We start from the raw sequence: 13,073 nt of genomic DNA, 5'->3' as shown, positions 1-13,073 counted from the left end.
TCGAGCATTCGGGATATCCCGAGTGCATGACGCGATATTTCAGACGTACGACGCGGAGGTGGGCGTTCGTGGCCGGCAGCAGCGCAGGATTCGTCACCGGGCTCACCGCGGCGGCCCTCACCACGGTGGCCCTCCTCGCCCACCAGGCGTCGGGGACCGCCCCGGCGCGGACGGGGGACCGTCCGGCGGCGGTCGTCGCGAAGGCGCCGCGCAGCGAACAGCGCCCCGAAGCCCTCCCCGCAGGTACCGGCCGGGGCACCCGGGTCGTGTACTCGCTGGACGACGACCGGGTGTGGCTGGTCGGCGGCGACAACCGGGTCCGCCGTACGTTCCGGGTGGCCCCCGGCACGGTCGATCCGGCGCCGGGCGCCTATACGGTCACGTCCCGCTCGGGCGCGGTGACGGGCTCGGACGGCGTCCCGGTGGAGCACGTCGTCCGCTTCGCGACCGTGCAGGGCGTCGCCGTCGGCTTCAGCGCGGCGGTCGACGGCTCGATGCCCGCGCCCGCCCCGTCGGCGAAGACGGGCGGCATCCGCGAGACGCGCGCGGACGGCGACGCGATGTGGAGGTTCGCGACGATCGGGCGGCGGGTGGTCGTGATCCGGTGAGGCGGGGCTCTGGACGGTTCCCGGAGGGTGGTCGCGGTCGGGCAGGTTGGGCGGGGGCAGGTTGGATCCGGCCGGTTGACGCGGACGGTTGCGCACGCGGGGCACGCGGACGGACGGCGTGCGCGGGCGCGCTGCGTCGCGCTACGCGGCCTCGCGGTGCGGGGCCGGCTCCGGCTTCGCGGTCACCGGGGTCATGGGCTCCGGCGCCCGCGGAGGCGTCGAGACCGTGGTCGCGGCGGCGCAGGAGGCGAGCAGATCGCTCATGGAGAACCCGGGGAGGATGCGGGGCTCGTCGCGTTCCGTGGGGGTCGGCATGGACGCCTCCTGAAGGGTCCGGGGGCGGGCGCGGCCAGATGCACGCTACTTAGGTACACCTAACTACGGGCTGGGTACCATGTGACCACGCCCGGCCCGCCCGGCGCAATATCTTGCCGACGCATTGTCGGAATGTGGGACGGCTGCTGCAGGGGTCGGGCTCCCCCTCGGACCCACCTACCGACCTACCGGGCTGCCGACCTGCCGACCTGCCGACCCGCCGGCCTCAGACCGCAAGCCCTCCCAGCTCCGCCCCGCCCCACCGCTCGCCGACCCCCGTCAGCGTCACGTGCCGCACCTCGTCCGTGGTGTCCCCCACGGCGCGGTGGATCCTGACGTGGAGCCGGTCGTCGGTCAGCTCCTCGACCTTGCCCTCGCCCCACTCCACGACGATCACCGACTCCGGCAGCGAGACGTCGAGGTCCAGGTCCTCCATCTCGTCCAGACCGCCCCCCAGCCGGTAGGCGTCGACGTGGACCAGGGGCGGACCGTCGCCGAGGGAGGGGTGGACGCGGGCGATCACGAAGGTCGGCGAGGTGACCGCCCCGCGCACGCCGAGGCCCTCGCCCAGGCCGCGGGTCAGGGTCGTCTTGCCCGCGCCCAGCTCGCCGGTGAGCATCACCAGGTCGCCGGCGCGCAGCAGACGCGCGAGCCGGCGGCCCAGTTCGCGCATCTGCTCGGGAGAGTGGACGATCAGCTCGGTCTCAGCCGGGTTGTGCGGTGCCGCTGGTGCTTCCATAGCCACCCAAGGTAGCCCCTGCCGGCACGGCCCCCACGCGGGTGAGCAGGTCGGCGAGGCGGTCGGTGACGACCTCCGGGTGCTCCAGCATCACCAGGTGCCCGGCGTCCGGGACCAGCACCAGTTCGGCGTCCGGCAGCAGCCCGGCGATGGCCTCGCTGTGCTCGCTGGGCGTGACGAGGTCGTCCACCCCGGCCAGCACCAGCACCGGCAGGTCCGTGAAGTGGGCGAGCGCCTCGGTCTTGTCGTGTTCGGTGAACGCCGGGTAGAACTCGGCGACCACGTCGATCGGCGTGCTCTCGATCATCCGCTCCGCGAACCGCGCGACGGCGGGGTCCACGTCCCGCGAGGCGAACGAGTACCGCTTGATGATCCCGGCGAACAGGTCGGCGGTGGCCCGACGCCCCCGTTCCACCAGTTCCGCCTGCTGTCCGAGCGCCCGCAGCACGCCGGGCAGTACGCGCCGTATCGCGTTGACGCCGGCGACGGGCAGTCCGAAGTTGACCTCGCCGAGCCGTCCGGACGACGTGCCGACGAGCGCGACCGCGACGACCCGCTCGCGCACCAGCTCCGGGTACTCAGCGGCCAGCGCCATCACCGTCATGCCGCCCATCGAGTGCCCGACGAGCACGATCGGCCCCTCGGGCGCGGCGGCGTCGATGACGGCCTTCAGGTCGCCGCCGAGCTGGTCGATGGTGACCGGCGCCCGGTCCCGGACCTGCGCGACCCCGCGTCCGGAGCGGCCGTGGCTGCGCTGGTCCCAGTGGACGGTGCGCACCACTCCCCGCAGCGCCGCGCGCTGGAAGTGCCAGGAGTCCTGGGCGAGGCAGTAGCCGTGGCTGAAGACGACGGTGACGGGGGCCGGGGCCTTGCGGCCGAACAGCCGGCGGCGGCGTGGCGCCTGCTGGGCCTCGGCCTCGGGTTCGACGTCGTCGACCTCGTAGTACAGCTCGGTGCCGTCCTCGGCGGTGGCGCGGCCCGGGGTACCGCGCAGGGTGCCGTAGGGGCCGGCCGAGTCGAGTGCGAGGCGGGCCTTCTGCCGCATGCCGCGTCCGACGGTCATCCGCTCGATGGCGACCCCGGCGGCGGCCCCCGCGGCGAGCACGCCGATCGCGGCCCCCGCTATGCCCGTCGCCCGGCGCCAGCCCCCGGCCGCCCCCGTGGCGGCGGCGACGACCGCGGCGGCGTCCGCGACGCCGTCCGCACTGCTCTCGCTCACGTACCGCTCCTCATGTCACCGGTCTTCACCATGTCACCCGAACCCGCCCCGCCACGGGGACCCGCCACGCCACCGTGAACCGCGACGCCGCGAGAACCCGCAACGTCCCGGGCACTCGCCGTGCCTCCACGTGAACCCGCCCGCCACCGAAACCCGCCGCCCCCACCAAACCCCGCCGCTCCCACCGGACCCGCAACGTCACCAGAACCCGCGACGTCACCACGATTCGCCTCGCCACCGGAATACGCCCGGAGTCTCACCGAACCGACACCGACACGGCACCGGAGCCGGCACGGAAACCGGCACCGGCACCGGCACCCGCCAAGCTCGACGCCGATCACCGCAGCGGCCCCGGTGACGCCGCCGCCCCTCTCCGGGTTACCCGTCCCGTTGCCCGTTCACATACACGCGGGGGACGCGTGTTCCGATGCGGGTGACGATCTCGTACGCGATCGTCCCGGCCGCCTGCGCCCAGTCCTCCGCGGTGGGCTCCCCCCGGTCGCCGGGTCCGAAGAGTACGGCCTCGGCGCCCTCGCCGGGTTCGTCGCCGCCGAGGTCGACCACGAACTGGTCCATGGCGATGCGTCCGGCGGCGGTCCGCCACTTGCCGCCGATCAGGACCGGACCGCTGCCCGAGGCGTGCCGGGGGACGCCGTCGCCGTAGCCGAGGGGGACGAGGCCGAGGGTGGTGTCGCCGGGGGTGACGTAGTGGTGGCCGTAGCTGACGCCGTGTCCGGCGGGGACGCGCTTCACCAGCGCCAGCGACGCCGACAGGGTCATGACGGGGCGCAGCCCGAAGTCGGCGGGGGCGCCGAGGGCGGGGCTGGGCGAGAGGCCGTACATGGCGATGCCGGGGCGGACGAGGTCGAGGTGGGTGTCGGGGAGGGTGAGGGTGGCGGGCGAGTTGGCGATGTGCCGGACCTCGGGGCGCAGGCCCTGCTGTTCGGCGTACGCCGTCATCTCCCGGAAGAGGGCGAGCTGGCGGGCGATGGAGGGGTGCCCGGGCTCGTCGGCGCAGGCGAAGTGGGACCACAGGCCGGTGACGCGGACGAGTCCCGCGCGCTCGGCGTCCCGCGCGCCCGCGACCAGTTCGGCCCAGTCGGCGCCGGGCGGACAGCCGCCCCGCCCGAGCCCGGTGTCGGCCTTGAGCTGCACGCGGGCGGTCCGGCCGGCCTGTCGCGCGGCCTCGGTGACCTCGCGCAGCGCCCAGGTCCCGCCGAGCGACACGTCCAGGCCGGCGTCGACGGCTTCCCGCCAGGGGCCGCCGGGGGTCCACAGCCAGCACATGATCCGCACGTCCGGCGGCAGCCCGGGGTCCGCCCGCAGCGCGAGCGCCTCCTCGGGCGTGGCCGTGCCGAGCCAGGTCGCGCCCGCCTCGACGGCCGCCCGGGCGCAGGGCAGCGCGCCGTGGCCGTACGCCTCGGACTTCACCACGGCCATGAACGCCGCGCCGGGCGCGAGGGCGCACAGGGTTCGCACGTTGTCCCGCAACGCGCCCAGATCGATCTCGGCACGGGCCCGGAGGGTGCCGCTCGCCGGTGGTGCTGTCGTACTCATCGCGCCCAGTGTCTCAGAGCCGCCGGACGGCCCGTCCGAGCGCTCGGACCCGGACGTTGCGCACGCGCCACCGACCGGCGGAACGCCGGCCCTCGTCCCTCACCCCGCCCGCACGTCCCGCCAGGCCTCCGGGATCGCCCCCGCCACGTCGTGCGCCCCCACGGGCGCCCCGTCCGCCGCGTACCGCCCCGCGAGCCCGTGCAGGTAGGCAGCCGCGCTGCCCGCGTCCCGCGCCGAAAGCCCCGCGGCCAGCAGTGACCCGGCGAGCCCGGACAGCACGTCGCCGCTGCCGGCCGTGGCCAGCCAGGGCGTGCCCGTGGCGTTGACCCGTACGGCGCCCGCGGTGGGGCCGGCGACCAGCGTGGTCGAGCCTTTGAGCAGGACGGTCGCCCCGTAGCGTGCCGCCAGTTCGCGTACGGCCGCCAGCCGGGCGCCCTCGACCTCCTCGCGGCTCACCCCGAGCAGCGCCGCCGCCTCCCCGGCGTGCGGGGTCATCAGGGTCGGTGCGCTGCGGCGCCGTACGACGCCGGCGTCGGCCAGCCGCAGTCCGTCGGCGTCGACCAGCACCGGGACGTCCTCGGCGAGGACCTCGGCGACGGTGCCGGCGTCGTCCCCGGCGCCCGGTCCGACGACCCAGGCCTGCACGCGCCCGGCCCGCCTCGGCCCCTGGTCGGACACCAGCGTCTCGGGGAACCGCGCGATCACCGCGTCCGCGGCGGGACCCACGTACCGCACGGCCCCGGCCCCGCCCCGCAACGCCCCGAAGACGGCCAGGACGGCGGCGCCCGGATACCGGGTCGACCCGGCGGCGATGCCGACGACGCCCCGCCGGTACTTGTCGCTCTCGGCCCCCGGCGCCGGCAGCAGCCGCGCGACGTCCGCGTGCTGGAGCGCCTCCAGCACGGCGGCGTCCCCCGGCAGCGCCAGCCCGATGTCGACCAGCCGCACCGACCCGGCGTACTCCCGCGCGGGATCGACCAGCAGCCCCGGCTTGTGCGCCCCGAACGTCACCGTCACGTCGGCCCGTACCGCGGCCCCCCGCACCTCGCCGGTGTCCGCGTCGACCCCGCTCGGCAGGTCCACGGCGACCACCACGGCCCGCGACCGCGCGGCGGCCTCGGCGAGCGGCGCGGCCTCGGCCCGCAGCCCGCCCCTGCCCCCGATCCCGACGATCCCGTCGAGGACGAGGTCCGCCCGGCCGATCGCCGCCTCGCCGTCGGCGGTGACGACGCCCCCGGCGCGGCGCAGGGCCGCGAGCCCCGCCGCGTGCGCCCGCTCGGGCGTCAGGAGGACGGCCACCACGCCCGCCCCGCGCCGGGCCAGGCGCGCGCCGGCGTACAGCGCGTCACCGCCGTTGTCGCCGCTGCCGACCAGCAGCACGATCCGCCGGCCGTACACCCGCCCGAGCAGGTCGGCGCAGGCGGCGGCGAGCCCTGCCGCGGCGCGCTGCATCAGCGTTCCCTCGGGGAGCCGCGCCATCAGCTCCCGCTCGGCCGCCCTGACCGTCTCCACGCCGTAAGCAGTCCGCATATGACCGGGTCTCCCGTGCTTCCTTCTGCTTCCGGGACGGCTCCCGGAAGCACGTTTCTCGTTCTGCTTCCGGATTCACGTTTCTCGGAAAAATTTCGTACGCCGCCGTGTGCGCCGCACCCGTTGACGCGTTACCCACCCGTTGCCAAACTCACCCTCCCCCACCCATGAATCGATTCACTCCGAACCGGTTCGACAAGAGAACGGACTCTCATGGGACGCAGAGCCGCACTTCTCGCCGCCACCGGCAGTCTCGCCCTGCTGGCCACGGCGGGCACCCTCACCGCGCCCGCGCCCGCCGCGGCGGCCGGCTGCGGCGAGGGCACGTACCACGCGGAGGCCGTGCTGAGCGGGAGCACCTGGACCGCACGGCGCGGCAGCACGACCGTCTACACCGGCACGGACATGCGCACGGCGGTGCAGACGGCGATCAACAACCTCACCTCGGGCCGCACGGCGAAGCAGCGGGTGGTGGTCCGGGGTTCGGGTTCCGTCCCCGCCTCCAACCGCATCTCCCTGCCGAGCTACACCGTCCTCGACGTCTGCGGCACGATCAACGTCACGGGTTCGGGCACGGGCGACCAGGCGCCGGTGTACTCGCGCGGCACTCGTGACGTCGAGGTGCAGCACCTCAACGTCACGGGCACCCCCCTGTACGGCATTTTCCTGCGGAACGTCACGAACGCGACGCTGGGTCAGATTGACATGCGCCTGTCATCCGGGCTGGGTGTGCGGATCGACAACCGGGGCGACACCACCCAGTGGACGCGCAACGTCCGCATCGACAACGTGTACGTCTCCGGCGCCTCCAGCCACGCGGTGGAGACGTACGGCGTCGACGGCCTGACCGTCGGCACGGTCACCGCGCGCAACGTGGGCGAGTCGGGCCTGCTGCTCAACCAGACGATCAACGCCAGCGTCACCAGGGTGGACGCGGAGAACGCCGGCACCGGCACGGGATACGCCGCCTTCCGCATGGCCAACCGCAACGGGCGGGTGGGCAGCGGCTACCCGACCAACATCCGCGTCGGCGAGGTCGTGGCGCGCGGCGGCGGCCGGGGCGTGTTCTGCGTGTCGGAGAGCGGCGGCGCGGTGATCGACCGGGTGACGCTGTCGAGCACGGGCAGCAACGCGATCCTGGTCGAGAACTGCTACAACGTGAACATCGCGGCGCAGAGCGGCAGCGTGACGGGCGGCGGCGAGATCCGCCTGGCGGCCCGCTCGGAGTTCCCGAACAACTCCGACATCACGATCCAGAACCTGACGGTGACGAACTCGGCGATCCGGGAGAGCCCGTGCGGGACGAACACGACGTTCAGGAACAACACGCTGGTGAACAGCAGTCAGTCGATCTGCTGAGCCGCTGAGCCGGTCATCGACTCTGCAGCGGAGGCGCAACCGGAGAACGGGACGAGCCCCGCCCGAGAACAGGGCGGGGCTCGTTGCGGAGCGCCGGGCAGGCCTTGCACCTGCATCTCCCCACAGGAAGTGGGGCGTCTTTCCTTGGACCACCAACGCGTAGCCGGTCTCACCCACTCGGGGCGGCCAACTGATGATCAGCATATCGCATGACCGGCGAGGCCGTCACCGCGTGACTCTCGCGAGCCGCGCCACCGGTGCCACCGGCGTTCACCGGCGGCACCCGCGATCACTCGGTGGTGAGCATCCCCTCGCGCAGCTTCTTGAGCGTGCGGGACAGCAGCCGGGAGACGTGCATCTGGGAGCAGCCGAGCCGTTCGCCGATCTGGGCCTGCGTCAGCTCCTCCACGAACCGCCAGTGGATGATGCGCCGTTCCCGCTCGTCCAGCTCGGCGATCATGGGGGCGAGGGCGTGGAAGTCCTCGACCAGCTCCAGGGCGGCGTCCTCGGCGCCGATGAAGTCGGCCAGCACGCTCTCCCCGTCCGGTTCGGCGCCTATGGCGGCGTCGAGGGAGGCGGAGTTGTAGCCGTTGGCGGCGACGCGCGCCTCGTTGACCTCTTCCTCGGTGAGGCACATCAGCTGCGCGAGTTCCTTGACGGTGGGGTTGCGGCCCAGCCGGGAGCGCAGTTCCTCGGTGGCGCGCGCGAGCTGGACGCGGGCCTCCTGGAGACGGCGCGGAACATGGACGGACCAGGAGGTGTCGCGGAAGAACCGCTTGATCTCGCCCACGATGTAGGGGATGGCGAACGACGTGAACTCCACCTCACGGGAGAGCTCGAACCGGTCGATCGCCTTGATCAGCCCGATGATGCCGACCTGGACGATGTCCTCCATCTCGGCGGGCCCGCGGCTGCGGAACCGGCCGGCCGCGAAGCGGACCAGGGAGGTGTTCATCTCGATCAGGGTGTTGCGCGCGTACTGGTACTCGGGGGTGCCCTCCTCCAGCACCGCGAGCTGCTCGAAGAACAGCTTCGACAGCTGACGGGCGTCCTTCGGCGCGATCCCCGACGGGTCGCCGACCTGCGGCAGCTCGGCCTGGGTCTGCTCACGGTCCGTACGCACCTGCATCGCCGTCACGTCTGGCCCTCCCTGTTCCTCAGCCGCTCCGACCGATCCGGCCCGGCAGAGCGCGTGTACCCGGGCTTTCACGGAATATGACCGAACGGATCCGTTTTTCTTCTCAGCCCTCCGCGATCACGACTGCCGAGGCGACTCCGGCGTCATGGCTGAGGGAGACGTGCCAGGACCGCACCCCCAGTTCGGCGGCCCGGGCGGCGACCGTCCCGGTGACCCGCAGCCGGGGCCGCCCGCTGTCCTCGACGTAGACCTCGGCGTCGGTCCAGTGCAGTCCGGCGGGCGCGCCGAGCGCCTTGGCGAGGGCCTCCTTGGCGGCGAACCGCGCGGCGAGCGAGGCGACGCCGCGCCGCTCGCCGCCGGGCAGCAGCAGCTCGCTCTCGAGGAACAGCCGCTGGGCGAGTCCGGGCGTCCGCTCCAGCGACGCCCGGAACCGCTCGATCTCGGCAACGTCGATGCCGACCCCGATGATGCTCATGGAGAGCACCCTACGGTCGCCGCACCGCGGCGAACCGGGTCACTCCACCGTCACCGACTTGGCCAGGTTGCGCGGCTGGTCCACCTCGTTCCCGCGCGCCGTGGCCAGCTCGCAGGCGAACACCTGCAACGGCACCGTCGCCACCAGCGGCTGGAGCAGCGTCGGGGTCGCCGGGACGCGGATGAGATGGTCGGCGTACGGGACCACCGCCTCGTCGCCCTCCTCCGCGACGACGATGGTGCGCGCCCCGCGGGCCCGGATCTCCTGGATGTTGGACACGATCTTGTCGTGGAGGACGGACCGCCCGCGCGGCGAGGGCACGACGACCACGACCGGCAGGTCGTCCTCGATCAGCGCGATCGGCCCGTGCTTCAGCTCGCCCGCCGCGAACCCCTCGGCGTGCATGTAGGCCAGCTCCTTGAGCTTGAGCGCCCCCTCCAGCGCCACGGGATAGCCGACGTGCCGCCCCAGGAACAGCACCGTGTCCTTCCCGGCCAGCGACCGCGCCAGCTCCCGCACCGGCTCCATGGTCTCCAGGACCCGCTCGACCTCGCCGGAGATCCGCGCGAGGTCCCGCACGACGGCCCGGATCTCGTCGCCCCACTTGGCGCCCCGCACCTGCGCCAGGTAGAGGGCGACCAGGTAGCAGGCGACGAGCTGGGTCAGGAACGCCTTGGTGGAGGCGACGGCCACCTCGGGCCCGGCGTGCGTGTACAGCACCGCGTCGGACTCGCGGGGGATCGTCGAGCCGTTGGTGTTGCAGATGGCCAGCACCTTCGCCCCCTGCTCGCGCGCGTGCCGGAGCGCCATCAGCGTGTCCATGGTCTCCCCGGACTGGGAGACGGCGATGACCAGGGTCCGCGGGTCGAGGATCGGGTCGCGGTACCGGAACTCGCTGGCCAGCTCCACCTCGCAGGGGATCCGCGTCCAGTGCTCGATCGCGTACTTGGCGATGAGCCCGGCGTGGAAGGCCGTGCCGCACGCCACGATCACGACCTTGTCGGCCTCGCGCAGCACGCCCGCGGGGATGCGCACCTCGTCCAGGGTCAGGGAGCCGGCCGCGTCGACGCGGCCGAGGAGGGTGTCGGCGACCGCCTTGGGCTGCTCGGCGATCTCCTTGAGCATGAAGTAGTCGTAGCCGCCCTTCTCGGCGGCGGAGGCGTCCCAGTCGACGTGGTACGACCGCACGTCGGCGGGCCGGCCGTCGAAGCCGGTCACCGTCGCCCCGTCCCGCCGCAGCTCGACGACCTGGTCCTGTCCCAGCTCGATCGCGGACCGGGTGTGCGCGATGAACGCGGCGACGTCGGAGGCGAGGAACGCCTCGCCCTCCCCCAGGCCCACCACGAGCGGCGAGTTGCGCCGCGCGCCGACGACCACGTCCGGCTCGTCGGCGTGCACGGCGACCAGGGTGAACGCCCCCTCCAGCCGCCGGCACACCAGGCGCATGGCCTCGGCCAGGTCGGCGCAGGAGGAGAACTCCTCGGCGAGCAGGTGGGCGACGACCTCGGTGTCGGTCTCGGAGGCCAGGGCGTGGCCCCGCTCCTCCAGTTCGGCCCGCAGGGCGGCGAAGTTCTCGATGATTCCGTTGTGCACGACGGCCACGCGTCCGGCGTTGTCGAGGTGCGGGTGCGCGTTGGCGTCGGTGGGGCCGCCGTGCGTGGCCCACCGGGTGTGGCCGAGCCCCGTGCCGCCGGTCGGCAGGGGCCGTTCCACCAGCTCCTTCTCCAGGTTGAGCAGCTTGCCGGCCTTCTTCGCCGCGGCCAGCCCTCCGTCGGCGAGCACGGCGACTCCCGCCGAGTCGTACCCCCGGTACTCCAGCCGCTTCAGTCCGGCCATGACGACGTCGAGCGCCGACCGCGCTCCCACATATCCCACGATTCCGCACATGGAACGGCACCCTACGTCCGATCCCGTGCCCCAACCCGGCTTCTCCTGCCCGATTTCGGAAATTCCCACGGGGGTACGAAGCCGCACCCGGCGACCCTGGGCCGCACCCGGCACTCCTCCCCGCCCGTTGCGCCCCTGGCGCGCCCACCCGCCTCCACCGTGACGCACCCCACCCGCCGCCCCGTTCAAACTCCGTTAACAATGGACTGTGATCTCTCCGGTCTCCCCGATGCCCCGGAGCGCCCACCGGCCCAGGCCGGAGGCGACTCCCTACGTCGACCTCACCCGCTCGGAGTGGAGCGCGCTGCGCGACAAGACGCCGCTGCCGCTCACCGCGGAGGAGGTCGAGAAGCTGCGCGGGCTCGGCGACGTCATCGACCTGGACGAGGTCCGCGACATCTACCTGCCGCTCTCCCGGCTCCTGAACCTCTACGTCGGCGCCACCGACGGACTGCGCGGCGCGCTGAACACCTTCCTCGGCGAGCAGGGGTCGCAGTCCGGCACCCCGTTCGTCATAGGGGTCGCCGGCTCGGTCGCGGTCGGCAAGTCCACCGTCGCCCGTCTGCTCCAGGCGCTGCTGTCCCGCTGGCCCGAGCACCCGCGCGTGGAGCTGGTCACCACGGACGGCTTCCTGCTGCCGACCCGGGAGCTGGAGGCCCGCGGCCTGATGTCGCGGAAAGGTTTCCCCGAGTCGTACGACCGCCGGGCCCTGACCCGGTTCGTCGCCGACATCAAGGCGGGCAAGGCGGAGGTCACCGCGCCCGTCTACTCCCACCTCATCTACGACATCGTGCCCGGCGAGCGGCTCGTGGTGCGCCGCCCGGACATCCTGATCGTCGAGGGCCTGAACGTCCTGCAGCCGGCCCTGCCCGGCAAGGACGGCCGCACCCGCGTCGGCCTCGCCGACTACTTCGACTTCAGCGTCTACGTCGACGCCCGCACCGAGGACATCGAGCGCTGGTACCTCGACCGCTTCAAGAAGCTGCGGGAGACGGCGTTTCAGAACCCGTCCTCGTACTTCCGGAAGTACACCCAGGTCTCCGAGGAGGAGGCCCTCGCCTACGCCCGCACCACCTGGCTCACCATCAACCGGCCCAACCTCACCGAGAACGTCGCCCCGACCCGCGGTCGCGCCACCCTCATCCTGCGCAAGGGCCCCGACCACAAGGTGCAGCGCCTGAGCCTGCGCAAGCTGTGACCACGACGGGCCGAAAGGGGGGCCGGGCGGTGGCCGCTACGCTGCCGCCATGCTGCATCTGCGCCTGATCACCCCGCCGGGCACCACGGACGACGCCGTCCGTCTGATCGAGGACACGGTCGGGACCACGCATCTCGTCGTGCTGCCGGGGGCCGCCCGCAACCCCGCCGGGGACGTCGTCCTGTGCGACGTGGCGCGGGAGGCCGGCGACGAGCTGCTCAGCAGGCTGCAGAAGCTGGGCCTCGACCGGAGCGGGTCGATCGCCGTCGAGAACATCGACCTCTCGCTGTCCGACCGCGCCGAGCGGGCCGAGCAGGACGCGCCGGGCGAGGCCGCCGACGCGGTGCTGTGGGAGCACCTGACCGAGGCGACGCACGAGGAGTCGACGCTCTCGGTGACCTATCTGGCGTTCATCACGCTGGCCACGATGATCGCCGCGTGCGGTGTGGTGCTGGACAACGCCATCCTGATCGTGGGCGCGATGGCGGTCGGACCGGAGTTCGGCCCGCTGGCCGGCATCTCCACCTCCGTGGTGCAGCGCCGGCCCCGGCTGGCGCTGCGCTCGCTGATCGCGCTGCTGGTGGGCTTCGCGGCGGCGATGGCGGTGACGGTCGCCTTCAGCCTCTTCATGGACGCCGTCGGCCTGTTCACCCAGGAGCGGCTGGACGCGGACCGGCCGCAGACCGGCTTCGTCTACGCCCCCGACTGGTTCTCCTTCGTCGTGGCGGTCCTGGCCGGCGCCGCCGGCACCCTCTCCCTGACGTCCGCGAAGTCCGGCGCCCTGGTCGGCGTCGCCATCTCGGTGACGACCGTCCCGGCCGCCGCCAACGCCGCGGTCGCCCTGAGCTACGGCGACACCGCCCAGACGTGGGGCTCCACGGAGCAGCTCCTGCTCAACCTGTTCGGCATCCTGGTCGCGGGCACCCTGACCCTGCTCACCCAGAAGTGGCTGTGGTCGAAGCAGCGCGACCGCCTCCGGGGCCGGTCCCACCACGCCCTCCGGAAATGAGAGGGCGGGAAAACCCGCGGAACCCGCCCCCCACCCGCC

The 13,073-nt window shown here is 73.2% G+C and carries 12 protein-coding genes; 4 read left to right on the top strand and 8 right to left on the bottom strand.

Going from position 1 to position 13,073, the window contains the following annotated elements; genetic code table 11:
• Positions 1–68 precede the first annotated feature (68 nt).
• A complete protein-coding gene (locus tag ACZ6KF_RS07505) occupies positions 69–608 on the top strand; it encodes a hypothetical protein (RefSeq protein ID WP_356627466.1) in 540 nt (179 codons plus the stop codon).
• A gap of 141 nt (positions 609–749) precedes the next feature.
• Here the strand turns inward: ACZ6KF_RS07505 and ACZ6KF_RS07500 are convergent, their stop codons facing one another.
• The 5 genes from ACZ6KF_RS07500 to ACZ6KF_RS07480 all read right to left on the bottom strand — a co-directional run bounded on the left by ACZ6KF_RS07500 (position 750) and on the right by ACZ6KF_RS07480 (position 5,968).
• Positions 750–923 (bottom strand): hypothetical protein, encoded by a 174-nt coding sequence (locus ACZ6KF_RS07500; RefSeq protein ID WP_469157520.1) that lies wholly within the window; start codon positions 921–923, stop codon positions 750–752.
• Between the two features lie 226 nt (positions 924–1,149).
• A complete protein-coding gene (tsaE, locus tag ACZ6KF_RS07495) occupies positions 1,150–1,662 on the bottom strand; it encodes a tRNA (adenosine(37)-N6)-threonylcarbamoyltransferase complex ATPase subunit type 1 TsaE (RefSeq protein ID WP_356627468.1) in 513 nt (170 codons plus the stop codon).
• Entirely contained in the window at positions 1,628–2,881 is a 1,254-nt protein-coding gene (locus tag ACZ6KF_RS07490; protein WP_469237672.1) for an alpha/beta fold hydrolase, read from the bottom strand. The genes tsaE and ACZ6KF_RS07490 overlap by 35 nt, the downstream gene beginning before the upstream one ends.
• 378 nt (positions 2,882–3,259) lie before the next feature.
• On the bottom strand, positions 3,260–4,438 hold the full coding sequence (gene alr / locus ACZ6KF_RS07485; RefSeq protein ID WP_469237670.1) for an alanine racemase: 1,179 nt from the start codon (positions 4,436–4,438) through the stop codon (positions 3,260–3,262).
• 99 nt (positions 4,439–4,537) lie between these two features.
• Complete coding sequence (locus tag ACZ6KF_RS07480) at positions 4,538–5,968, bottom strand: NAD(P)H-hydrate dehydratase (RefSeq protein WP_469237667.1); 1,431 nt, start codon at positions 5,966–5,968, stop codon at positions 4,538–4,540.
• Between the two features lie 213 nt (positions 5,969–6,181).
• Between ACZ6KF_RS07480 and ACZ6KF_RS07475 the strand changes: the two genes are divergently transcribed.
• Positions 6,182–7,327 carry a hypothetical protein gene (locus tag ACZ6KF_RS07475; protein WP_356627472.1) on the top strand — a complete coding sequence of 382 codons (1,146 nt, stop codon included), beginning with the start codon at positions 6,182–6,184 and terminating at the stop codon, positions 7,325–7,327.
• 289 nt (positions 7,328–7,616) lie between these two features.
• Here ACZ6KF_RS07475 and ACZ6KF_RS07470 read toward each other — a convergent pair whose 3' ends face one another.
• From ACZ6KF_RS07470 to glmS, 3 genes are all read right to left on the bottom strand, one after another.
• Positions 7,617–8,456: an RNA polymerase sigma factor SigF gene (locus ACZ6KF_RS07470; protein WP_356627570.1), complete on the bottom strand. Its 840-nt coding sequence runs from the start codon at positions 8,454–8,456 to the stop codon at positions 7,617–7,619.
• 112 nt (positions 8,457–8,568) lie between these two features.
• Entirely contained in the window at positions 8,569–8,940 is a 372-nt protein-coding gene (locus ACZ6KF_RS07465; RefSeq protein ID WP_356627473.1) for a holo-ACP synthase, read from the bottom strand.
• Positions 8,941–8,979: 39 nt separating this feature from the next.
• A complete protein-coding gene (gene glmS / locus ACZ6KF_RS07460; RefSeq protein ID WP_469157524.1) occupies positions 8,980–10,827 on the bottom strand; it encodes a glutamine--fructose-6-phosphate transaminase (isomerizing) in 1,848 nt (615 codons plus the stop codon).
• Between the two features lie 229 nt (positions 10,828–11,056).
• Between glmS and coaA the strand changes: the two genes are divergently transcribed.
• Positions 11,057–12,025 (top strand): type I pantothenate kinase, encoded by a 969-nt coding sequence (gene coaA, locus ACZ6KF_RS07455; protein ID WP_356627475.1) that lies wholly within the window; start codon positions 11,057–11,059, stop codon positions 12,023–12,025.
• 49 nt (positions 12,026–12,074) lie between these two features.
• On the top strand, positions 12,075–13,034 hold the full coding sequence (locus ACZ6KF_RS07450) for a DUF389 domain-containing protein (RefSeq protein ID WP_356627476.1): 960 nt from the start codon (positions 12,075–12,077) through the stop codon (positions 13,032–13,034).
• Positions 13,035–13,073 lie beyond the last annotated feature (39 nt).

This window comes from Streptomyces sp. NPDC046379 (assembly GCF_055587785.1).
The sequence above is the reverse complement of the archived record's forward strand: the minus strand, read 5'-3'. Positions and strand labels throughout refer to the sequence as shown.

What these genes read in the sequence shown, in the direction of transcription:
- ACZ6KF_RS07500 (WP_469157520.1), bottom strand. Translation starts at nt 923, where the DNA reads ATGCCGACCCCCACGGAACGCGACGAGCCCCGCATCCTCCCCGGGTTC.
- tsaE (WP_356627468.1), bottom strand. Translation starts at nt 1,662, where the DNA reads ATGGAAGCACCAGCGGCACCGCACAACCCGGCTGAGACCGAGCTGATC.
- alr (WP_469237670.1), bottom strand. Translation starts at nt 4,438, where the DNA reads ATGAGTACGACAGCACCACCGGCGAGCGGCACCCTCCGGGCCCGTGCC.
- ACZ6KF_RS07480 (WP_469237667.1), bottom strand. Translation starts at nt 5,968, where the DNA reads ATGCGGACTGCTTACGGCGTGGAGACGGTCAGGGCGGCCGAGCGGGAG.
- ACZ6KF_RS07475 (WP_356627472.1), top strand. Translation starts at nt 6,182, where the DNA reads ATGGGACGCAGAGCCGCACTTCTCGCCGCCACCGGCAGTCTCGCCCTG.
- ACZ6KF_RS07470 (WP_356627570.1), bottom strand. Translation starts at nt 8,456, where the DNA reads ATGCAGGTGCGTACGGACCGTGAGCAGACCCAGGCCGAGCTGCCGCAG.
- ACZ6KF_RS07465 (WP_356627473.1), bottom strand. Translation starts at nt 8,940, where the DNA reads ATGAGCATCATCGGGGTCGGCATCGACGTTGCCGAGATCGAGCGGTTC.
- glmS (WP_469157524.1), bottom strand. Translation starts at nt 10,827, where the DNA reads ATGTGCGGAATCGTGGGATATGTGGGAGCGCGGTCGGCGCTCGACGTC.
- coaA (WP_356627475.1), top strand. Translation starts at nt 11,057, where the DNA reads ATGCCCCGGAGCGCCCACCGGCCCAGGCCGGAGGCGACTCCCTACGTC.
- ACZ6KF_RS07450 (WP_356627476.1), top strand. Translation starts at nt 12,075, where the DNA reads ATGCTGCATCTGCGCCTGATCACCCCGCCGGGCACCACGGACGACGCC.